24 protein-coding genes are annotated in these 19,441 nt (G+C 71.0%); 19 read left to right on the top strand and 5 right to left on the bottom strand.

The genetic code is table 11. The features are described 5' to 3' along the window. Window positions 1–94 precede the first annotated feature (94 nt). Window positions 95–583, top strand: coding sequence for a hypothetical protein (locus E6A21_RS15615; protein WP_138445077.1), 489 nt, complete (start codon window positions 95–97; stop codon window positions 581–583). Here the strand turns inward: E6A21_RS15615 and E6A21_RS15610 are convergent, their stop codons facing one another. Beyond that, complete coding sequence (locus E6A21_RS15610; RefSeq protein WP_138445076.1) at window positions 584–1,213, bottom strand: LysE/ArgO family amino acid transporter; 630 nt, start codon at window positions 1,211–1,213, stop codon at window positions 584–586. Between the two features lie 45 nt (window positions 1,214–1,258). On the opposite strand from E6A21_RS15610, the gene E6A21_RS15605 reads away from it, so the two are divergent. Further along, window positions 1,259–2,161 carry an ArgP/LysG family DNA-binding transcriptional regulator gene (locus E6A21_RS15605; protein ID WP_138445075.1) on the top strand — a complete coding sequence of 301 codons (903 nt, stop codon included), beginning with the start codon at window positions 1,259–1,261 and terminating at the stop codon, window positions 2,159–2,161. Window positions 2,162–2,270: 109 nt separating this feature from the next. Here the strand turns inward: E6A21_RS15605 and E6A21_RS15600 are convergent, their stop codons facing one another. Beyond that, window positions 2,271–2,960 (bottom strand): histidine phosphatase family protein, encoded by a 690-nt coding sequence (locus E6A21_RS15600; RefSeq protein ID WP_138445074.1) that lies wholly within the window; start codon window positions 2,958–2,960, stop codon window positions 2,271–2,273. A 116-nt stretch (window positions 2,961–3,076) separates the two neighbouring features. Here E6A21_RS15600 and E6A21_RS15595 point away from each other — a divergent pair, with 116 nt between their 5' ends. Further along, on the top strand, window positions 3,077–3,970 hold the full coding sequence (locus E6A21_RS15595) for a ribonuclease Z (protein WP_138445073.1): 894 nt from the start codon (window positions 3,077–3,079) through the stop codon (window positions 3,968–3,970). Window positions 3,971–4,016: 46 nt separating this feature from the next. Here E6A21_RS15595 and idi read toward each other — a convergent pair whose 3' ends face one another. The 3 genes from idi to E6A21_RS15580 are packed head-to-tail and all read right to left on the bottom strand — an operon-like array spanning window position 4,017 to window position 6,893. Next, on the bottom strand, window positions 4,017–4,547 hold the full coding sequence (gene idi, locus E6A21_RS15590) for an isopentenyl-diphosphate Delta-isomerase (protein ID WP_138445072.1): 531 nt from the start codon (window positions 4,545–4,547) through the stop codon (window positions 4,017–4,019). 1 nt (window position 4,548) lies between these two features. Continuing rightward, complete coding sequence (locus tag E6A21_RS15585; RefSeq protein WP_138445071.1) at window positions 4,549–6,069, bottom strand: SDR family oxidoreductase; 1,521 nt, start codon at window positions 6,067–6,069, stop codon at window positions 4,549–4,551. Then, window positions 6,066–6,893, bottom strand: a complete 828-nt coding sequence (locus tag E6A21_RS15580) for a tryptophan-rich sensory protein (protein WP_138445070.1) — start codon at window positions 6,891–6,893, stop codon at window positions 6,066–6,068. The genes E6A21_RS15585 and E6A21_RS15580 overlap by 4 nt, the downstream gene beginning before the upstream one ends. Before the next feature lie 116 nt (window positions 6,894–7,009). On the opposite strand from E6A21_RS15580, the gene E6A21_RS15575 reads away from it, so the two are divergent. Genes E6A21_RS15575 through E6A21_RS15500 form a run of 16 tightly spaced genes read left to right on the top strand, consistent with a single transcriptional unit; the run spans window position 7,010 to window position 19,421 of the window. Next, window positions 7,010–8,134 carry a polyprenyl synthetase family protein gene (locus E6A21_RS15575; RefSeq protein ID WP_138445069.1) on the top strand — a complete coding sequence of 375 codons (1,125 nt, stop codon included), beginning with the start codon at window positions 7,010–7,012 and terminating at the stop codon, window positions 8,132–8,134. Then, window positions 8,134–9,066, top strand: a complete 933-nt coding sequence (locus tag E6A21_RS15570; protein ID WP_246036566.1) for a phytoene/squalene synthase family protein — start codon at window positions 8,134–8,136, stop codon at window positions 9,064–9,066. Before E6A21_RS15575 ends, E6A21_RS15570 begins: the two co-directional genes overlap by 1 nt. After that, entirely contained in the window at window positions 9,063–10,745 is a 1,683-nt protein-coding gene (gene crtI, locus E6A21_RS15565) for a phytoene desaturase family protein (protein ID WP_138445068.1), read from the top strand. The genes E6A21_RS15570 and crtI overlap by 4 nt, the downstream gene beginning before the upstream one ends. Continuing rightward, on the top strand, window positions 10,733–11,044 hold the full coding sequence (locus E6A21_RS15560; RefSeq protein ID WP_138445067.1) for a lycopene cyclase domain-containing protein: 312 nt from the start codon (window positions 10,733–10,735) through the stop codon (window positions 11,042–11,044). Before crtI ends, E6A21_RS15560 begins: the two co-directional genes overlap by 13 nt. After that, window positions 11,041–11,436: a lycopene cyclase gene (locus E6A21_RS18335; RefSeq protein WP_138445066.1), complete on the top strand. Its 396-nt coding sequence runs from the start codon at window positions 11,041–11,043 to the stop codon at window positions 11,434–11,436. Before E6A21_RS15560 ends, E6A21_RS18335 begins: the two co-directional genes overlap by 4 nt. Then, window positions 11,433–12,323, top strand: coding sequence for a prenyltransferase (locus E6A21_RS15550; RefSeq protein WP_138445065.1), 891 nt, complete (start codon window positions 11,433–11,435; stop codon window positions 12,321–12,323). The genes E6A21_RS18335 and E6A21_RS15550 overlap by 4 nt, the downstream gene beginning before the upstream one ends. Continuing rightward, window positions 12,320–13,714 carry a cryptochrome/photolyase family protein gene (locus E6A21_RS15545; protein WP_138445064.1) on the top strand — a complete coding sequence of 465 codons (1,395 nt, stop codon included), beginning with the start codon at window positions 12,320–12,322 and terminating at the stop codon, window positions 13,712–13,714. The genes E6A21_RS15550 and E6A21_RS15545 overlap by 4 nt, the downstream gene beginning before the upstream one ends. Window positions 13,715–13,724: 10 nt before the next feature. Continuing rightward, on the top strand, window positions 13,725–14,243 hold the full coding sequence (locus E6A21_RS15540) for a MarR family winged helix-turn-helix transcriptional regulator (RefSeq protein ID WP_171041437.1): 519 nt from the start codon (window positions 13,725–13,727) through the stop codon (window positions 14,241–14,243). A 36-nt stretch (window positions 14,244–14,279) separates the two neighbouring features. After that, on the top strand, window positions 14,280–14,828 hold the full coding sequence (locus E6A21_RS15535) for a Na+/H+ antiporter subunit E (RefSeq protein ID WP_138445062.1): 549 nt from the start codon (window positions 14,280–14,282) through the stop codon (window positions 14,826–14,828). Next, the gene (locus E6A21_RS15530; RefSeq protein WP_212745956.1) at window positions 14,825–15,109 is read left to right on the top strand and encodes a monovalent cation/H+ antiporter complex subunit F; all 285 of its coding nucleotides are present in this window, start codon (window positions 14,825–14,827) and stop codon (window positions 15,107–15,109) included. The genes E6A21_RS15535 and E6A21_RS15530 overlap by 4 nt, the downstream gene beginning before the upstream one ends. Continuing rightward, window positions 15,106–15,405, top strand: coding sequence for a monovalent cation/H(+) antiporter subunit G (locus E6A21_RS15525; protein WP_138445061.1), 300 nt, complete (start codon window positions 15,106–15,108; stop codon window positions 15,403–15,405). The genes E6A21_RS15530 and E6A21_RS15525 overlap by 4 nt, the downstream gene beginning before the upstream one ends. Next, window positions 15,402–15,728: a Na(+)/H(+) antiporter subunit B gene (locus tag E6A21_RS15520; RefSeq protein ID WP_138445060.1), complete on the top strand. Its 327-nt coding sequence runs from the start codon at window positions 15,402–15,404 to the stop codon at window positions 15,726–15,728. The genes E6A21_RS15525 and E6A21_RS15520 overlap by 4 nt, the downstream gene beginning before the upstream one ends. After that, on the top strand, window positions 15,725–16,510 hold the full coding sequence (locus E6A21_RS15515; protein WP_138445059.1) for an MnhB domain-containing protein: 786 nt from the start codon (window positions 15,725–15,727) through the stop codon (window positions 16,508–16,510). The genes E6A21_RS15520 and E6A21_RS15515 overlap by 4 nt, the downstream gene beginning before the upstream one ends. Then, window positions 16,507–16,854 (top strand): sodium:proton antiporter, encoded by a 348-nt coding sequence (locus E6A21_RS15510; protein ID WP_138445058.1) that lies wholly within the window; start codon window positions 16,507–16,509, stop codon window positions 16,852–16,854. Before E6A21_RS15515 ends, E6A21_RS15510 begins: the two co-directional genes overlap by 4 nt. A gap of 2 nt (window positions 16,855–16,856) precedes the next feature. Continuing rightward, window positions 16,857–18,701: a complex I subunit 5 family protein gene (locus E6A21_RS15505; protein ID WP_138445057.1), complete on the top strand. Its 1,845-nt coding sequence runs from the start codon at window positions 16,857–16,859 to the stop codon at window positions 18,699–18,701. Window positions 18,702–18,758: 57 nt separating this feature from the next. Next, the gene (locus tag E6A21_RS15500) at window positions 18,759–19,421 is read left to right on the top strand and encodes a maleylpyruvate isomerase family mycothiol-dependent enzyme (RefSeq protein ID WP_138445056.1); all 663 of its coding nucleotides are present in this window, start codon (window positions 18,759–18,761) and stop codon (window positions 19,419–19,421) included. Window positions 19,422–19,441 lie beyond the last annotated feature (20 nt).

Below are 19,441 nucleotides of genomic sequence, written 5' to 3'. Positions count from 1 at the left end.
ATTGACCCTACGCGCGAAGGACAGGCCATGCTGGGGTTTCCCCCGGCACGGGCGGTTGCGCGGACCGTCGCGTGCTGAAGGAGGGACCCTGGGGATGGTTGGTCTTGCACTCGTGGCCGACGCGCGCCGGCTCGGCGCATCGCGCGGGGGCGGCGCCGCGGCACTCTGGAGGATGAGCGCCGTCGCCAACGATCGCGGACTCTTCTGGAGGCCGAGCAGCCGGGAGCAGGCGAGGGTGATTGCGCTGCTTCCGCAGGCCCGCTTCCTGCCTCCGGAGGGCGTCGAGACCGGCTGGTGGAAGATCGACGCCGTCCTCGACTTCATGACGATCCGCGGGCTCGACCGGGTGGTGTGGTTGGACAGCGAGCTTCCCACCTACGACCCGCGGCTCGGAGTCAGCTACCGTGAGGCCGCCGAAGACGCCCTCGCCGACGCCGGGATCACGCCCTTCCTCATCTCGCCGGACCCGGCTCTGGGCCTCACCGTCGGCCTCGCCGGACTCGTCGAGGACTTCGCCGCGCGGCGCCTCCTGACGCTGCCGTCCTACCGGCTCGGCGTTCCGACCTTCGAAGCGGCCGTCTAGTCAGCTTCCGGTTGCAAGGACGACGGCGAGGCCGAGCATGAGCACGGCCACCGAGCCGTCCAGGAACCGCCACGACGCCGGCCGGGCGAAGAAGCCGCGCAGGCTGCGCGCGCCGAATCCGATCAGCGGGAACCACAGGGCACTCCCCGTGGCCGCGCCGACCCCGAAGAGCCACTTCCCGGGGTCGCCCTGAGCGTTGGCGAGGGAGCCGAGGAGCACGAGCGTGTCGAGGTACACGTGGGGGTTGAGCCACGTGATCGCGGCGGCCGTCAGGACCGCCGACCACGCTGTCATCCCGCTCCGCGCGGGGGCTGCTTCGAGGACGCCGGGCCGGAGCGCGCGTTTGGCCGCGAACACCGCGTAGGTGACAAGGAACGCGGCCCCGACCCAGCGGATGACGGCGAGCAGAACAGGAGCGCTCTGGATGAGGGCACCGATGCCGGCCACGCCGGCGAAGATCAGGATCGCATCGCTGGCGAGGCACACGAGGACCACGGGCAGGACGCCCTCACGCTTGATCCCCTGACGCAGTACGAACGCGTTCTGCGCGCCGATCGCAACGATGAGGCCGAGGCTCGCTCCGAGGCCAGTGAAAAAAGGGGACACCCTCCGACGGTACGTCCCGAACATATGAAGTTCAATTCAATATTTTTACATCTGCATTAGAATAGCTTCATGGAACTCGACCAGCTCCGCGCACTGGCCGCCGTCGTCGACAACGAGACCTTCGAGGCCGCCGCGGGCGAGCTCCGGCTCACGCCCTCGGCCGTGAGCCAGCGGATCAAGGCCCTCGAACGGTCCGTCGGCAGCGTCCTCGTCCGCCGGCTCAAGCCGGTCCGCCCCACGCCCGCCGGGGAGCAGCTCCTGCGCTCGGCGCGGCAGCTTCTCCTGCTCGCCGACGAGGCGGTCCTCGCCCTCCGCGGCGCCGAACCTCGGGGAGAGGACGACGGCGCCCCTCGCCTTCCGGGCGAGCGGCTGCGGGTTCCGATCGTGGCCAACGCGGACTCGATCGCGACGTGGCTCCCCGCAGCCATCCGCGAGATTGCGCTCGGCGGACGGGTCGCCCTCGAGCTGCTCCGCGACGACGAGCACGCAACCGCCGAGCTCCTCCGGTCGGGCGACGCCGTCGCCGCCGTCACCGCAGACCCCCGGCCCGTGCAGGGGTGCACGGCGCGTCCCCTGGGGTCGATGGTCTACCGGGCGAAGGCGTCACAGGAGTTCATGGACCGCTGGTTTCCTGAGGGGCCCACGGAGGCCGCGCTCGCCGTCGCCCCGGTCATGCAGTACGACCGGAAAGACAGCCACCAGCTCGCCCTCCTCGCCCGGGTGGCCCCGGAGGCCGCGCCTCCTCAGCACTTCATCCCCGACTCCGTGCAGTACGTCGAGTCGGTCCACGCCGGCCTCGGGTGGGGGATGGTTCCCGACCAGCAGGACCCCGAGGGCGTGCTCGTCGAGCTCGACCCCGAGTGGTCGGAGGAGCTGCGGCTGTTCTGGCAGGTGTGGACGCTCGACTCGCCCGGCCTCGCGGAGGTGACCCGCGCCGTCGTCCGCGCGGCGTCAAGGGGACTGACCGCCTGAGCCGCCCCACCGCCTTTATCTGTACCCGAAACGCTCTAGGGGTGGGGTATCTGTACCCGAGAGGGCTTGGGGGGTGGGGTATCTGTACCCGAAACGTGGGGGGGAGGGGTTAGCGCGGGTCTGCCTCGTGGGCGGCGTCCTCTGCGCTCTCGCCGGTGACGTCGTGGGCTGTGAGGTCCTCGAGCTCGAGGCCGCCGATCGGCTCGGTCCGCCATTCCTCGAGCACCCACCCGGACTCCGGACTGCCCTCGAGCACGCACATCCCGGTGTTCATGATCCTGAGCTCCGCCGCGGCGTCGCCGTCCATCCGGGAGCTCAGGGCGCCATAGACGCGGATCGCGGCGCCGTGGCTGAAGACGGCGACGGTCTCGTCGTCCCCGTGCGCGGCCGCGATCTCCCGCACCGCGGCGTCGTACCGCGCGAGGAAGTCCGCGCCGGTGGGGCCTTCGGGCATCGGCCGATCCAGCTCTCCCCGCATCCACGCGACGAGGCATTCGCCGTACGCCTCGACGGCGGCCGGGTCGCTGCGCAGCTCGAGCCCGCCGGCGGAGATCTCCTCGAGTCCCGGCTGCACGCGGACCTCGGCACTCAAGGCGTTGCCGAGAGGATCCGCCGTGAGCTGGGTCCGCACGAGCGGGGAGGCGTAGACGCCGGCGATCCGCTCGTGCGCGAGTGCGCCCGGGACTGCGCCGGCCTGGGCCTCGCCCAGCGGCGTGAGGCCAGGGCCCGGGAACGCGGTGTCGAGCGCCCCCCGGACGTTCGAAGGGGTCTGTCCGTGGCGGATGAGAAGCAGGCGCACGATTGCCAGTCTCGCACGATTGCCACGCGTGGGGGGCGCAGCATTCGGCGCCGTCAGGGGGTGCCTCCAGGACTGCCTTCGATCGGGACCGGCCCCCGCCCCCTACTGTGGGCAGCATGCGCGAACTCGTGGTCCTCGGCACCGCCTCCCAAGTCCCGACCCGAACCCGCAACCACAACGGCTACCTCCTGCGCTGGGACGGTGAGGGCCTCCTGTTCGACCCGGGCGAGGGGACGCAGCGGCAGATGATCCACGCAGGCGTTGCTGGGACCGATGTGACGCGCATCTGCCTCACCCACGTCCACGGCGACCATTGCTACGGGCTCCCCGGCGTCCTCTCCCGCATGGCCCTCGACCGCGTCGAGCACCCCGTGCACCTTCACTATCCCGCCTCCGGCGAACCCATGGTGCGGGCCCTCGTCGCCATCTCGTCTCCGGGCGTGGATCTCCGACTCGTTCCCCACGGCGCCGCGGGTGCCATCGCGTCCGGGCTTGAGGTCCAGCCGCTCAGGCACCGCATCGAGACCTACGGCTACCGCCTGTCCGAGCCGGACGGCCGTTCGCTCGTTCCGGAGCGGCTCGCCGCTGCGGGGATCCAGGGGCCGGACGTCGGCCGGCTCCAGCGCGAGGGGCGGCTCGGCGAGGTACGGCTCGAAGACGTGAGCGTGCCTAGGAGGGGGCAGCGGTTCGCGTTCGTCATGGACACGGCGCAGTGCGAGGGCGCTGAGCAGCTCGCGGAGGGGGTGGACCTCCTCGTCGCCGAATCCACGTTCAGCGATGACGACGCCGCGCTCGCGGAGGAGTACCGGCACCTCACGGCCGGGCAGGCGGGGGAGCTTGCGGGGAGGGCTGGGGCGCGGCACCTGGTCCTGACGCATTTCTCGTCGCGGTATCCGGACGTGGCCGAGCTGGAAGTTCAGGCTCGGCGGCGGGCTGGGTCCGCCGTCGTCCGTGCGGCCCAGGACCTCGACCGCTTCGGGTTCCCGAAGCGGCGGGCTGCGCGGGCCTGAGCCGCACTGGGCCCAGGGCGCAGCGGTCGGCCGCCCTAGGCCGCGGTCAGAGCGAGGCCAGTTCGAGCTGCTGGAGCTGCAGGTGCAGCCAGGGGCTGAAGGCGTAGGGGGCGGCGACGACGGCGGTGCGCAGCCGGTCCGGCGTCGTCCACTGCCACTCGGACACCTCGTCGGACGACGGCGCAGGCTCGCCGAGGGCGCGGGCGCGGAAGACCGGGCAGACCTCGTTCTCGACCATCCCTGAGGCGTCGGTCGCGCGGTACCGGAAGCCCGGGAGGATCGGCGTGAGCTCGTCGAGTTCGAGCCCCAGCTCCTCTCGCGCCCTCCGCCGCACGGCGTCTTCGATCGGCTCGCCCGGGGCGGGGTGGCCGCAGAACGAGTTCGTCCAGACACCCGGCCACGTGGCCTTCCCCAGTGCGCGCCTCGTGACGAGTACCCGCCCCTCGTCATCCTCGACGTGGCACGAGAACGCGAGGTGCAGCGGGGTGTCACTGCCATGGACCGCCGACTTGGGCGCGGTGCCCAGCGGCGTGCCGTCCTCGTCCACGAGCTGCACGAGCGTGCGGTCGTAGGTCATGTCAAGCCCTCCCATCCTGCGGCGACGCCTGTGCCGCTGCGGCCTGTGCCGCCGCGGCCTGAGCGGCTTCGGCCGCGGCCGTGATGCGCTCCGCCATGCCCTTGAACACGATGTCGTGGAACGGGACAATCGACGCCCAGTAGAGCCGCCCAGCGAGGCCCTTCGGCAGGAAGACGGCGCGCTGGAAGTACAGGCTTCCCGACCCGCGGGGCGACACCGAGAGCTCGAGCCATGCGCGCCCCGGAACGCGCATCTCGGCGCGGAGGCGCAGCAGGCGCCCGCGGTCGAGGGCCTCGACGCGCCACCAGTCGAGGGCGTCCCCGAGCTGGAGCCGCCGTGGATCGCGCCGCCCGCGGCGGAGGCCTACGCCGCCCGCGAGCTTGTCCATCCAGCCCCGCACGGCCCACGCGAGGGGGAACGAGTACCAGCCGTTCTCACCGCCGATACTCTCGATGACCTCCCACAGCCGTTCGGGGGGCGCCGACGTGTAGTGCGTCCGCGTGTCCTCGAACACCGTGCTACCAGCCCATTCGGGGTCGCTCGGGAGGGGGTCCGAGGGTGCCTCGACCGCCGTCGAGCCGGCCCACGTCGTCTCGACCTCGCCGCGCTTGATCTTCGCGAGGGCGAGCTCGACCGCTGTCCTGTAGCCCGTGAGCCCTCCCTCGGGTTCGGGGATGTACTCGATGATGTCCGTCTCCTGCACCACGCAGTCGTTCTGGAGGGATTCGACGAGGGGGATCGCGAGGGCCTTCGGGATCGGGGTGACAAGGTTGACCCACTGGGCCGCAAGCCACGGGGTGAGGACGGGCAGCGGCAGGATGAGCGGCGCCCTGATGCCTGCCACCCCCGCATAGCCGCGCATCATGTCGGCGTACGTGAGCACGTCGGGGCCGCCGACGTCGAAGGTCCGGTTCACGTCAGCGGGCAGTTCGGCGGCCTTCTCGAGGTAGTACAGCGCGTCGCGGACGGCGATGGGCTGCACGCGGTTGAGCACCCAGCGCGGCGCGGGCATGACCGGGAGGACGTCGGTGAGGTGCCGCACCATCTCGAAGCTCGCCGAGCCGGAACCGATCACCAGCCCGGCCTGGAGGACGGCGGTGGGGACGGCCGAATCGAGGAGGATGCGCCCCACCTCCGACCGCGACTGGAGGTGCCGGCTCAGCCGCTCCCCGGGGTTGAGGCCGCTCAGGTACACGAGACGGGATACGTCGGCCTTCGCAGCGGCGCGGGCAAGGGCCTCGGCCCCCGCGCGTTCGGTCCGCGCGAAGTTCCCACCCGTCTGGGCGCCCATGGAGTGCACGAGGTAGTAGACGACGTCGGCACCCTCGCACAGTGCTTCGACGGCGGCGGCGTCCTCGAGCTTCCCGGAGACGACGTCGACGTCGTCGCGCCAGGGGACGTCGCGGAGCTTCGTGGGGTTGCGTGCGAGCACGCGGACCCGGTGGCCCGCCTCGAGAAGCCGGGGGACGAGGCGGCCGCCGATGTAGCCGGTCGCGCCGGTGACAGCGATGAGGCGGCTCATGCCTGCTCCATCCTGCCGGCCCGTGCCGTCCCGTGCCGCAGGCCGCTCCCCATGTGCAGCCCCGCAATCAGGACTCCCGCCGCGAGCACGGCAGCAGCCGCGGTACCAGCCGTCAGCGCGGTGGCGGGAAGGACGAGCGGCCCGTTCGCCCGCGCGACGGCGATCCAGGCGAGGCCCCACGCGATCGACAGGAGGGGCGCCCACGTTCGGCGGAAGGCGAGCGAGATGCCGACGAGGGCGGCGGCGCAGAGGACGACGACGGAGGTCGGCTCGGCGGGCAGTGCGAGCCCGGCCCACGCGAGGACCGCCGCCACGTTCGCGATCATGGCGACGCAGATCCAGCCGAGGTACAGGCCGAAGGTTCCGTCGCTCAGGACCGCCTCGGTCCTGGATCCGGGGGCGTGGGCCCGTGAGAGCTGGAAGATGCGGCAGAGGACGGCGAGGAGAGCTGCCATGACTCCGAGGCTACCCGGGACGGAACCGAGTTGGACCACCCACAGCCAGGCTGCGTTGAGGAGCATGGATGCGGCCGCCCAAGGCCGGAGCGACGCCTGGCGCGCGCTGGCCCTCGCGTTCGGCAGCAGCTGCCACACGCTGTAGGCGAGGAGGCCGGCGTAGATGAGGCTCCAGATGGAGAACGCGGGAGCGCCGGGTGCGACCGGGGTGGCTGTGCTGGAGAAGTAGCCGCCGGCGGCGCTGTTGACGGGCGTTCCGCCGAACGCGCCGCTGCCGGCTGCGGCGAGCACCAAGGCGATCACGGCTGAGGCAGCGGTCAGCGCGGCCGCAGGCAGCGCCGACCGCTTTCGGGTCTCCTGGCCCTTCATGGCGTCCCCCTCTAGACAGGCCGCTATTTCTCGATCATCATATTTCTCGACGATCGAGACATCAACCCCCTGACGTCAGGGCTCGAGGCGAAACGGTCTCGAACGAGGAGGCGACGATGAGCGGAACGGCCATCCAGACAGCTGTGAAGGCCCCTGCGACGGGCGCTCGGAGAGAGGACACGTCGTGGAGCCGGGTAGGCCAGCGCGTCGACGAGCTCCTCTCCGAGTTCTGCGCTTCCGAGCGGGCAGTCGCGCCTCCGGGCCGGGCCCAGGAACTCTGGGACCACGTGGCCAGATCGCTGGGGGGAGGGAAGCGGATCCGGCCCCGGCTGGCCTGCCTCGCGTACACGTCGTTCGGCGGGGCGTCCGGCGAGGCCTGCGCGGCTCTGGGTGCCGCGTTCGAATTCCTGCACGCCGCCCTCCTCCTCCACGACGACGTGATCGACCGGGACTTCGTACGCCGTGGTCGGCCCAACATCGCCGGCATCTACCGCGAAGAAGGCGTCAACCGCGGCCTGAAGCCGTCCGAAGCAGATCATCTCGGCGCCTCCGTGGCGATCATTGCCGGAGACCTCCTCCTCACCGCCTCGTTCCGGATGCTAGAGCGGGCAACGCCCGTCCGGGGCACCCGTGACGCCCTCGCCGATCTCTTCCACAGGGCCATTGCCGACGCCGCCGCCGGCGAACTCGCCGACGTCCTCCTGTCCCGCGGGGGCCCGGGCGGGGCCGGTAGCCCGGGCGGGGACGGCAGCGTCGAAGAGGTGCTCGAGATGGAGCGCCTCAAGACCGCCGTCTACTCGTTCGAGGCACCGCTCCGGGCGGGAGCGGTCCTGGCCGGAGCCGGGCAGGAGGCCGTAGACGCCGTCGGCCGCGTCGGGACCCTCGTCGGCGTCGCCTACCAGGTCATCGACGACGTCCTCGGCACCTTCGGCGACGAACGGCAGACAGGCAAGCCGACGTCGTCGGACCTGCGGGAGGGAAAGCTCACCGTGCTGACTGCGTTCGCGCGAGAGAATCCGCTCGTCGCCCGGCGCCTCGACGAGGGGATCGAGGCTCAGGACGGCCGCGCAGAGCACTTCCGGGAGATCATCGACCGGGCCGGAGCACGGGACCATGCCCTGAACCTCGCCCACTCGCTCGTCACCGAGGCGCTCGGCGAGGCGAGCCGCGCCGAGCTGCCGCCCGGGCTCCGATCCGAGCTCACCCGCATCTGCAACCACGTCCTCCACCGGGAGAGCTGATGTCCTACGCAGCAGAGGCCCGCCGCGCCGCGGGCCGCCCCAAGGCCGAACGCATGACTGCGTCCCCCCTGAGCCGCTACACGGCGGCCGCGACGGCGAGCTCCGCCGTCGTCATCCGCCGGTACTCGACCTCCTTCGGGCTCGCCTGCCGGCTCCTCGACGCTCCTCTGCGGCCCGAGATCGAGACCATCTACGCGCTCGTCCGCCTCGCGGACGAGGTGGTCGACGGCGCCGCGACCGGCGCGGGGCTTCCGGTCCCGGCCGTGCTCGAACAGCTCGGCATCCTCGAGGGGGAGACGTACGCCGCGCTCACGCTGGGCTACAGCACCAACCTCGTGGTCCATGCCTTTGTCCAGACCGCCCGGCGCGCGGGAATAGGCCGCGACCTCATCGAGCCGTTCTTCGCCTCCATGCGGCGCGACTGCGATCCGGACGCGCATTCGGGCGACTCCCTCGGCGAGTACATCTACGGCTCGGCCGAGGTCGTCGGCCTCATGTGCCTCCGGGTGTTCCTCCGCGACACGGCCGCGTCCTCCGAGGAGCGAGCGACCATGGCGGAGTCGGCGCGCAGGCTGGGGGCGGCGTTCCAGAAGGTCAATTTCCTGCGGGACGTCGGCCAGGACATGGCCCAGCTCGGACGCCGGTATTTTCCCGGGGTCGACCCGGAGATCCTGCAGGAACGGCAGAAGGCAGCCCTCGTCGCCGACCTGAGGGCCGACCTGGACGGGTCCCTCCCAGGCCTGCGGCTGCTGCCTGACTCCTCGCGGCGGGCCGTCGCTTTGGCCCACGCAGTCTTCTCCGAGCTGGCAGACCGCATTGACGCGTGCCCCGCGGACCTCCTGCCCAGAACGCGCGTGAGCGTGCCTGCCGTCGTCAAGGCGCGCCTGGCCGCCGCGGCGGTGCTCGGCTGGGCACCACGGAGGGCGGCATGAAGCGCGGCGGCCTGCGCACCGCGGACCGTCGGCCAACGGGGCGTCCACGGAAGCCGCGCAGCGTCGTCGTCATCGGCGGCGGGATCTCAGGCCTCGCGTCAGCCGCCCTCCTCGCCCGCGACGGACACGCCGTCCACCTCCTCGAGCAGCAGGGCGTGCTCGGGGGCCGCGCCGGCCGCTGGGAGGCCGAGGGCTTCCGCTTCGACACGGGGCCGTCCTGGTACCTGATGCCCGAGGTGATCGACCACTGGTTCCGGCTCATGGGCACGAGTGCCGCCGCCGAACTCGACCTCGTCCTCCTGGATCCGGGGTACCGGACGTTCTTCGAGGGCGAGGACCGTCCCGTGGATGTGCCCTGGGGGAGGGAACGTGTCGGCGAGCTCTTCGATGCGCTCGACCCCGGCTCGGGCACCGCGCTCGCCCGGTACCTCGACGAGGCCGAGGACGCCTACCGCCTCGCCACCGAGCGGTTCCTCTACGACGACTTCTCCTCGCTCCGTGGCCTTGCGAGCCGCGACGTGCTTCGCCGGCTTCCCCAGCTCGGCGCGCTGCTCACGCAGACCCTCGACCAGCGCGTCGCACGCAGGTTTCGCGACCTGCGCGAGCGGCAGCTCCTCGGCTACCCGGCCGTCTTCCTCGGCACGACGCCATTCCGCGCCCCAGCCCTCTACCAGCTCATGAGCCATCTCGACCTCAGCCAGGGCGTGCTCTATCCGAGGGGCGGCTTCGCGGCCCTCGTGGACGCGATGGAGCGGCTCGCCCGGCAGGCGGGTGTGGACGTGCGGCTCGGTGCCCGCGCGCAGCGCATCGTCACGGGGGAGGCCCCGGGCGGGGCGCGGGTTGAGGGCGTCGTGTGGACGGACGACGACGGGCGGGAGCACCGCTTGGGCGCGGACGTCGTCGTTGGGGCAGCCGACCTCCATCACCTCGAGACGGAGCTGCTCCCGGCCCCTCTGCGCTCCCACCGCGAGGAGGCATGGTCGCGCCGGGACCCGGGGCCGAGCGCGGTCCTCGCGTGCCTCGGTGTCCGCGGCCCGCTCCCCGAGCTGGCCCACCACAACCTGTTCTTCACGAGGGACTGGAGGGACAACTTCGGCCGTGTTGCCGCCGGGCTCCGGCTGCCCGACCCGACCTCCCTCTACGTGTCCCGGGCCAGCGCCACGGATCCGGGCGTGGCCCCGGCGGGCGATGAGAGCCTGTTCGTCCTCGTGCCGGCGCCCGCGAAGCCCGAGTGGGGGCGCGGGGGCGTGGGAGGCAACGGAGCGCCGACGGTAGAGGCGGTCGCGGACGCCGCCATCCGACAGGTGTCGGAGTGGGCCGGCGTCCCCGATCTCGCTCGGCGCGTGGTGGTCCGCCGGACGATCGGGCCCGAAGACTTCGCGGTCGACGTCAACGCTTGGCGCGGCGGTGCCCTCGGGCTCGCGCACACGCTGCGCCAGAGCGCGGTCCTCCGCCCCGGGAATGCGAGCCGGACGGTCTCGGGACTGCTCTACGCCGGTGCCTCGGTGCGGCCGGGGATCGGGGTGCCGATGTGCCTCATCAGCGCGGAGCTCGTCCTGAAGCGCGTCCGCGGGGACCGGAAGCCTGGGCGGGTGGGCGTCGACGAAACAGTTGCCTTTGCGCCGGCGGCGCCCAGAACCCGCGCATCCCGGGCGGTGGAGGTTCCATGGCCTACCTGAGCTTCCTGCTCATAGGGGCTGCCTGCCTCGTTGCCCTCGACCGACGCTTCCGGCTCTTCTTCTGGCGAGGCCCCCGTTCCGCGACTCTCGTCCTCGTGGCGGGCGTCGCCTTCTTCCTCGTGTGGGACGCCGCCGGGATCCTCGGGGGCGTGTTCGAGCACGGGTCTTCACCGCTCGCCACGGGAGTCCTGCTAGCGCCCGGTCTTCCCCTCGAGGAACCCTTCTTCCTCGCCTTCTTCTGCTACACGGCCATGCTGCTCTTCACGGCAGCGGAGCGTGTGGCCGGTGGGCGCCGATGACCTACGCGCTGATCGACGTCGTCTTCCTCGCGGTGGTTTTCCTCATGGTCGTCTTCCTCGCCACGGCCGCAGGTCTGTTCCGGGTACAGAAACCCCCGGTCGCCGGGTTCCGCTCGGCCCATCGGCCTGCGCGAACGCCGTTCTGGCGCCCCGTGCTAGCCGGCGCAGCCGTCCTCCTGGTGCTGACAGCCGTCTTCGACAGCGCCATGATCGCGGTCGGGCTGTTCGGCTACAGACCGGAGGCACTCAGCGGGCTGTTCGTGGGCCTGGCACCCGTCGAGGACTTCGCGTACCCGCTGGCGGCCGCCGTCATGCTCCCTGCGCTGTGGCGCGCGATCGGCCCAACCGGGTCCCCTGGCCCAGCCCCTTCCGACCCAAAGGGAGACACATGACCCTCGCCCTGCACGCGCCTCGCGGCCTGTTCTCGGCCTTCGTGGTCTCGTCCCGCCCGCTCTCCTGGGTCAACACGGCCTATCCGTTCGCGGCTGCATACCTGCTTTCGAGCCGGAGCCTCGACTGGCGCCTCCTGGTCGGGACGCTGTTCTTCCTCCTGCCCTACAACGCCGCGATGTACGGCACGAACGACGTCTTCGACTACGAATCCGACCTCCGCAATCCCCGCAAGGGCGGGGTCGAGGGCGGTGTGCTCGATCCGTCGCTGCATAGGGCCACGCTCTGGTTCGCGTGGGGCTCCTGCGTCCCGTTCGTTGCCCTCCTGACGGCCGGTGGGTCGGCGGGCAGCTCGGCCGTGCTCGCCGTCTCCCTCTTCGCGGTAGCGGCCTACAGCGTGCCCGTCCTCCGCTTCAAGGAACGGCCGGTCCTTGATTCCCTCACCTCGAGCACCCACTTCGTCTCTCCTGCCGTGTACGGGCTCGCCCTCGCCGGCGCCCAACCCTCGGCGGGCCTCCTAGCGGCCCTCGCCGCCTTCTTCATGTGGGGCGTCGCGAGCCACGCGTTCGGTGCCGTGCAGGACATCGTTCCCGACCGAGAGGCAGGAATCGCCTCCATTGCGACCCTGTTCGGCGCCCGCGCGACAGTGCGTCTCGCCGTCGTCTGCCACGTCGCCGCGGGCGCGTTCCTGCTCTTCGGCACCGAAGGGCTCGCCAGGTGGGCTGGCCTGCTTGCGCTCCCTTACGCGGTGAACGAGGCGCCGTTCCTGATGCTGGGGGACGGAGAGTCGGGGCGTGCGCGCGCGGGCTGGCGCCGTTTCCTCTGGCTCAACTACGTGACAGGATTCCTTGTGACCCTCCTCCTCATCGCCCTCTGGCTCGGCCTATGAGCCAGACCCGGCCCACCGTCTCCCCTTCCATCGTCTGGTTCCGGGACGATCTGCGGATCACCGATCAGCCGGCCCTCCGTGCAGCCATGGACACAGGAGCGACGATCGCGCTCTACGTGCTCGACGAGGAGTCCCCCGGGATCCGCCCGCTCGGCGGGGCCGCCCGCTGGTGGCTCCACCATGCGCTCGCCGCACTGCGCGTGGAACTCGACCAGATCGGCGTGCCGCTCATCCTCAGGCGGGGGGCCGCGGGCGCCGTCGTCCCCGCCTTTGCTGCGGAGTGCGGGGCCGGTGCCCTGTTCTGGAACCGCCGTTACGGGGGCGGGGAGCGGCGCGCGGACGCCGCGGTCAAGGAGGCCGTGCGCTCCACGGGGATCCGGGCCCAGAGCTTCCAGGCCTCGCTCCTGCACGAGCCATGGGAGCTCACGAACCGCCAAGGCGGCCCCTACAAGGTCTTCACGCCATTCTGGAAGGAGCTCAGCTCCCATGATTTCCGTCGTCCCTTGCCGACCCCTGACAGGCAGCAGGCGCCGGATGGCGTCCCGCGCAGCGACCGTCTCGAGCAGTGGGGCCTTCTCCCCGGGGTGCCCGACTGGTCCAAGCCCCTGGGCGAGGCGTGGGCGCCTGGTCCGCGGGCTGGGCACGAGCTGCTCGAGGAGTTCGTCGACGACGCCCTGGCCGGCTACTCGGAGGACCGTGATCGACCTGGGCGGGCCGGGACGAGCCGCCTCTCGCCGTATCTGCGCTGGGGCCACGTGAGCCCATTCGAGGTGTGGCATGAAGTCGGACGACGGCGGCGGGAGGCCTCGGCGGGAAGCGCCGCCTTCGCGTCAGAGCTCGGTTGGCGCGAGTTCGCGTGGCACCAGCTGTACCACCATCCCGATCTCGCGACCGTCAACCTCCGGCGCGAATTCGACGCCTATCCGTGGTGGAGGCCCGGCGGGGGCGGCGATCAGGCCGGGCTGCTCGGGCATTGGCAGCGCGGGACGACGGGCTTTCCCCTCGTGGACGCGGGCCAGCGGGAACTGTGGGCGACCGGGTGGATGCACAACCGGGTCCGCATGGTCTCGGCAAGCCTGCTCGTGAAGAACCTCGGCATCGACTGGCGGCTCGGCGAGCAGTGGTTCTGGGACACCCTCGTCGACGCAGACGGCGCCTCGAACGCGTTCAACTGGCAATGGGCCGCGGGGTGCGGCGCGGACGCATCGCCGTTCTTCCGCATCTTCAATCCGCTGACGCAGGAGAAGACCCACGATCCAGAGGGCGAGTACACCCGGCTCTGGATCCCCGAACTGGGCAGCCCGGACTACCCCGAGCCGTGCGTCGACCTCAGGGAATCGCGGGAGATCGCCCTCGCCGCCTTCCGTTCCCTGCCCAAGGGCCGGCCCTAGAATGTTCGGCGTGCCAGACGAGCCGCAACCCGCCCCCGGAGACCGTGAGACGCTGCGCTCGTCCCCGGGCTTCGAGCTCCTGTTCCTCCTCCAGAAGTTCACGACCGAGGCGGAGCGGTACTCCGAAGTGGTGCGGCGCCAGCACGGCCTCGCGCGCAACGACATCCACGCCATCAACGCGGTCGTCGAAGCCGAGCGCACGGGCGGGGTCGCGACGCCAGGCGGGCTCCGGGAGCGGCTGGTCCTCAGTTCGGCGGCGATGACCGCCGTGCTCGACCGGCTCGAGGCCTCGGGCCACCTCGAACGCCGCCACAGCGCGGAAGACCGGCGCCAAGTGCTGCTCGCGGCAACTCCGAGCGCGCGGGTGACCGGCCGGGAGATGTTCGACCCGATGGTCCAGCACATGCTCCCGATCCTCGCCCAGTACACCCCCGAGCAGCTCGACCTCGTGACGGGCCTGATCCGGCAGCTGACCCTCGCGATCTCCGAGGCGAGGGAGGCGCTCCCCCACGGGGAGGACGAGGGTTGAATTAGGCCCGAGCGGGGGATTAGCTTTTCGATCACTATGGGCTGGACCGATTCTCTCCGAGGGTTCTTCGGGCTTCCCGGGGCGCGCGGCGTCGCGGGGGCCCTGGGCGAGCTTGTGCTCTGGTGGGCTGGCGGAAGCGTCTTCTGGCTCGCGACGGCGTCGACGGTGACCCTCGGCGAGACCCTTGTCGCCGCGGCCGTCGCCTTGGTAGCGGCGGTCCTGGCGCGCGTTGCGAGGCGCGCGATTCCATTCGAGGCCAAGCCCGCCCTCGCCTGGCTCCGTTGGACGTCGCTCGTGCCGGTTTCCGCCGTCGCCGACAGTGCCCGGCTCGTGCCGTGGCTCGCGGGGCGCCAGCCCGAGGACGTCGTCGAGGCCCAGCTGCCGCGCTCGACCGGCCGGGCCGAGACGGGACTTCGCTCGGGCGCGATCCTGGCACTGTCCGCCACGCCGGGGACCGTCGTCATCGACTGCGATCCCGACACGGGGACCGCCCGCATGCATTCCCTCGTGAAGGGCTGGCCGCATCTCGACGAGCGCGTCGCCGCCGGTGCCGCCCGCACCCTCCGTAGATCGGAGCGTGAGTGAGCGACCAGACGCTGTGGACTGCCGTGACCCTCGCTCTCCTCGTAGTCGGCGTCGTCCCCGCCGTGTACCTCGCGGCCCGTGGAAGCAATGTCCAGCGCCTGATCGGCCTCCAGCTCCTCAGTGCCACCGGAGCCCTCGTTCTCATAGGCCTCTCGGCGATCGTCAACCAGTCGTCGTACCTCATCGTCCCGCTCGTGCTGGCCGTCCTCGGAGCGACCGGAACGCTTGTCTACACGCGGCTCCTCACGCCGAGGATCGATTCCGAGGCGGACAGGCGGTGAGCGCGCTCGAGGCGGTCTTCGCGGGCCTCGCGGTGCTCGTCGTGGCCTATGCGAGCCTCGGCGCAGTCCTGGCGCGGTCGCCGCTCGCACGGCTCCACTTCCTGGCCCCCGTGACCGCCATAGCAGTGCCGCTCTTCGCCGTCGCCGGAGTCATCTACTTCGGGGCCAGTCTGGGCGGCGCGGCAGTGGCGGTCGTCGCGCTCGTCATCGCCTTCACCGGCCCCTCGATGACGACGGCGATCGGCCGCGCGCTCGCCGCCGAGCAGGGGATCGCCGTGGGGGAGCCGCCCGAATGAACTCCGACTTCCTGACGAATGCCCTCATCGCGGTGAGCCTGACGATCGTCCTCATCGGGGCCGCGGTCGTCGTCTTCACGCGCGCGCCCTCGAAGCAGGCAGTCGTGCTCTCGGTGTACGGCATCCTGCTCAGCATCTTCTTCGTGACCCTGCAGGCCCCCGACGTCGCGCTCAGCCAGGTGGCGATCGGGACCGCGGTGGTGCCGCTCATCGTGGTCCTCTCGATCCGGAAGATCGCGAGCATCCGGAGCGAGGCGGAAAGCGAGCTCGAAGGATCCGCGCAGGGCGATGCCGGGCAGGGATCGGAAGCGGGGCAGCCATGACCCGACGCGCTCGCCTCACCCTCCTGTGGATCGGCCTCGCCGGCTTCGGACTCGCGATGGCCACTGCGTTCACGGGCCTTCCCGGCTTCGGCAGCACGTTCCACCCGTACCGGGACCTGGCGGTCGTCGCGACGTTCGCCCACGCAACCGCGAACAGTGTCTCGAGCATCAACTTCGACCAGCGCGGCTTCGACACCTTCGGGGAGGAGACGATCCTGTTCTGTGCCGTCGTCGGCGTCGCGACGCTGCTCAGACCGGTGCACCGTGAGCGCCGCCGGCAGGTCTCGAGCGGCGGCAGGGTCATGGAGTCCACGAGCCTCATCGTCTACGTCCTGTTCCCGCTGACGCTCGTCCTCGCGGCGGACGTCGTGGCACACGGTGCGATCACGCCGGGCGGAGGCTTCCAGGGCGGCGTGGTCCTCTCCACGGGGATCCACCTCCTGTACGTGGGCGGACGCTACACGCTGCTCAGCCGTCTCCGCCCGCTCGAGTGGTTCGAGCAGGGCGAGGCGCTCGGCGTCGTCCTCTTCGGCGCTCTGGGCCTGGCGGGGGGTGCGCTGGGAGCCGCGCTGTTCGCGAATTTCGTCCCCCAAGGGCAGCTGAGCGACTTCCTCTCGGCCGGCACCGTTCCGCTGTTCAACATCGCTGTCGGCATGACGGTGTGCAGCAGCGTCGTCATCCTGCTCGCGGGCTTCCTGGACCAAGCCCTCGCCATCCGGTCCGATCCCGGGACCAAGGGCGACCCGCCCGGGGCCGACCAGAAGGAGGAGGCCGCCGCATGAGCTACTACGCCTACGTCGTCGCCGCCGCCGTCATGGCCCTCGGGCTCATCGGCATGGCGACGAGCCGGAACCTCGTCCACACGGTGGTGTGCCTCTCCGTCGCGCAGTCGAGCACCTACATCCTGCTGATCGCAATCGGCTTCCAGTACGGAGGGGTCGCGCCCATCTTCGGAAACCAGGTCGGCCAGCAGACGCCCGTCGTGGACCCCGTGGTCCAGGCCCTCACGCTCACGGACGTCGTGGTCTCGGCGGCGGTCACGTCCATGCTGCTCGCGCTCGCGATCCAGATGGCGAAGCGGCGCAAGGCGGTCGACCCCGACGCTCTCGGCCGGCTCGAGGGCTGACGATGCTGCCTGCAACGGTCGCCGCCCCGATGCTCCCGCTCCTCGTCATCGGACTCATCCTCGTCGCATGCCTGCTGCTCTCGTTGGGGCGGCTCCTGCCCATCCGCTTCACGGACGTCCTCTCCATCGGCGCCGCCCTCACAGCCATCGTCCTCGAGGCCTTCGTCCTGGCGACGGCGTCCGGCGGCAGGCTCGTCTACTGGATGGGCGGCTGGCCGTTCCGGGACGGACGCGGAGTCGGGATCGCCCTTGTCGGAGACGAGGTGAGCGTGGGCATTGCCCTCGTGGCGAGTGTCCTCATGCTGGCCGCACTCATCTTCGCGTGGCGCTACTTCGAAGCGGAATCGGCCCACTTCCACGGACTCATGGTGCTCTTCCTCGCCGGTATGACCGGGTTCGCGTTCGCGGGAGACATCTTCACGATGTTCGTGTTCTTCGAGCTTATGGGCGTAGCGGCATATGCGCTGACCGGCATAAAGAGTGAGGATCCCTCCGCGATCCACGGGGCCATCAATTTCGGCATCATCAACTCCCTGGCGGCCTATCTCTCGCTCACGGGGGTGGCCCTCGTCTACGCCAGGACGGGCAACCTCAACATCGCAGCCCTGTCCCATTCCCTCGCGACGGACCACAGTCTCCTCGTGCCGATCGCCTTCGTACTGCTCCTCGCGGGCTTCCTCGTGAAGGCCGCCGTCGCGCCGTTCCACTTCTGGCTCGCGGACGCCCACGCCGTCGCCCCGTCCCCGGTCTGCGTGCTCTTCTCCGGAGTCATGGTCGAGCTCGGCCTGTACGGGATCGCGCGCATCTACTGGGAGGTCTTCAGCTCGACCGGCATCGCGTCGGCCGCCCAGCACGCCTTCGTCGTGCTCGGGGTGCTGACCGCCGTCGTCGGCGGCATCATGTGCTTCCTCCAGCGGCACCTCAAGCGCCTTCTGGCGTACTCCACGATCTCGCACCTCGGGCTCTTCGTCGCGGTGCTCGGCATCTCCTCGCCGGAGGCGCTCGGAGGGGTGGCGCTGTACATCCTGGGCCACGCAGCCATCAAGGGCGCACTCTTCCTCCAGAGCGGCGTGATCCTGGACCGCTACGGGAGCGTCGACGAGTTCACCCTGCATGGGCGCGGGAGGGACGCCCGGACCTTGGGCATTGCGTTCATGCTCTCGGGAGCAGCGCTCGCAGGCGCTCCGCCGTTCGCACTCGGGCTCGGCAAGGGTATCGCCGAACACGGCCTCGCCGAGGCCAACGCCCCGTGGCTCCTCGTACTCATGATCGCCGTCTCCTCCGTGACCGGGGGTGCGGTCCTCCGCGTGGGGGCCCGCATCTTCCTCGACGTGGGGTCACCGCCTGAAGGAATCGAGGCGGAGGGGATGAGCGGCGACCAAGAGCATATCGAGATCAATATCGGCCGTTCGCGCATCCCCGTCTCGATGATGGTGCCCGTGGTCGGGCTGCTCGCAGCGGGGCTCGTCCTGGGCCTCCTTCCCGCGGTGGGGACCGCGGTGCAGGAGGCTGCCGCGAGGTTCATGGACCGCGACGGCTACGTGGGGGCCGTCCTCGGCACGGGTGCCGTCAGCAGCGCCTCGGCGTACACGACGAGCGGTGCGCAGGGTGCCGCCTCGTGGGACGCCGAGGCGATCTGGCTTGGGCTCCTGACCGTCGCGCTCGCGGTCGGAGTGGCCGCGTTCGGCGTCTTCCGCCACCGCCTCCCGGAGCGGATGCGCCGAGGCCAGTGGCTCGTGCGCCCGCCGCTGCGGGTCTTGCGCGAAGTGCACTCGGGCAAGGTGGGCGACTACGTCGTCTGGCTGCTCGTCGGCCTCTCGGCGAGCTGGGCGGTCCTGCTCTTCTGACCGCCTGCTCATCTGGACATCCGCGCGTGGTAGCCTCCCGGCAGGATCGGAGGGCGGATGCCGGAGCGAACGACGACGACCCGCCGACTCTGGTCGGCGGCACATGCTGAGCGTGCTGCTCTCGCGGCCGACCTCGCCGACCTTGACGGAGCGCAGTGGGAGCTGCCGTCGCTCTGCGAAGGCTGGAGCATCGAGGACGTGGTCGCCCACCTGACGGCAGCCGCCAGCATCGGCCCCGCGCGGTGGTTCGCAAGCGTCATCGGCGCCCGATTCGACTTCGATCTGCACAACGAGCGCCGGCTCAGGGAGCGACTCGGCCCGACTCCGGCTGACACGCTCGCCCAGTTCCGGGGCGTCACCACCAGCACGAAGTCTGCGCCGGGGCCGGTCCCCGCATGGCTGGGCGAAGTCATCGTGCACTCGGAAGACATCCGCCGCCCGCTGGGAATCGAGCACGCCTATCCGACAGACGCCACGACCGCGGTCGCGAGGTTCTATGCGCGCGGAAACTTCGCGGTCCCCAGTCGCACCACCAGCCGAGGCCTGCGCCTCGAAGCGATCGACGGGCCCTTTGCCGCCGGCGGGGGACCGCTCGTGCGCGGAACGACCTTGGCCCTGACGATGGCGATGGCTGGGCGCGGAGCATACTGCGACGAGCTTCACGGGCCGGGCGTCCCGATACTTGCTGCCCGGCTGGGCCCAGGCCTCCTAGGCACCTAGCGCGAGGCCAAGGTGGGAGC

Source organism: Sinomonas susongensis (assembly GCF_005877005.1).
GTDB lineage: Bacteria > Actinomycetota > Actinomycetes > Actinomycetales > Micrococcaceae > Sinomonas > Sinomonas susongensis.
This window is presented reverse-complemented; position numbering and strand designations above follow the sequence as displayed.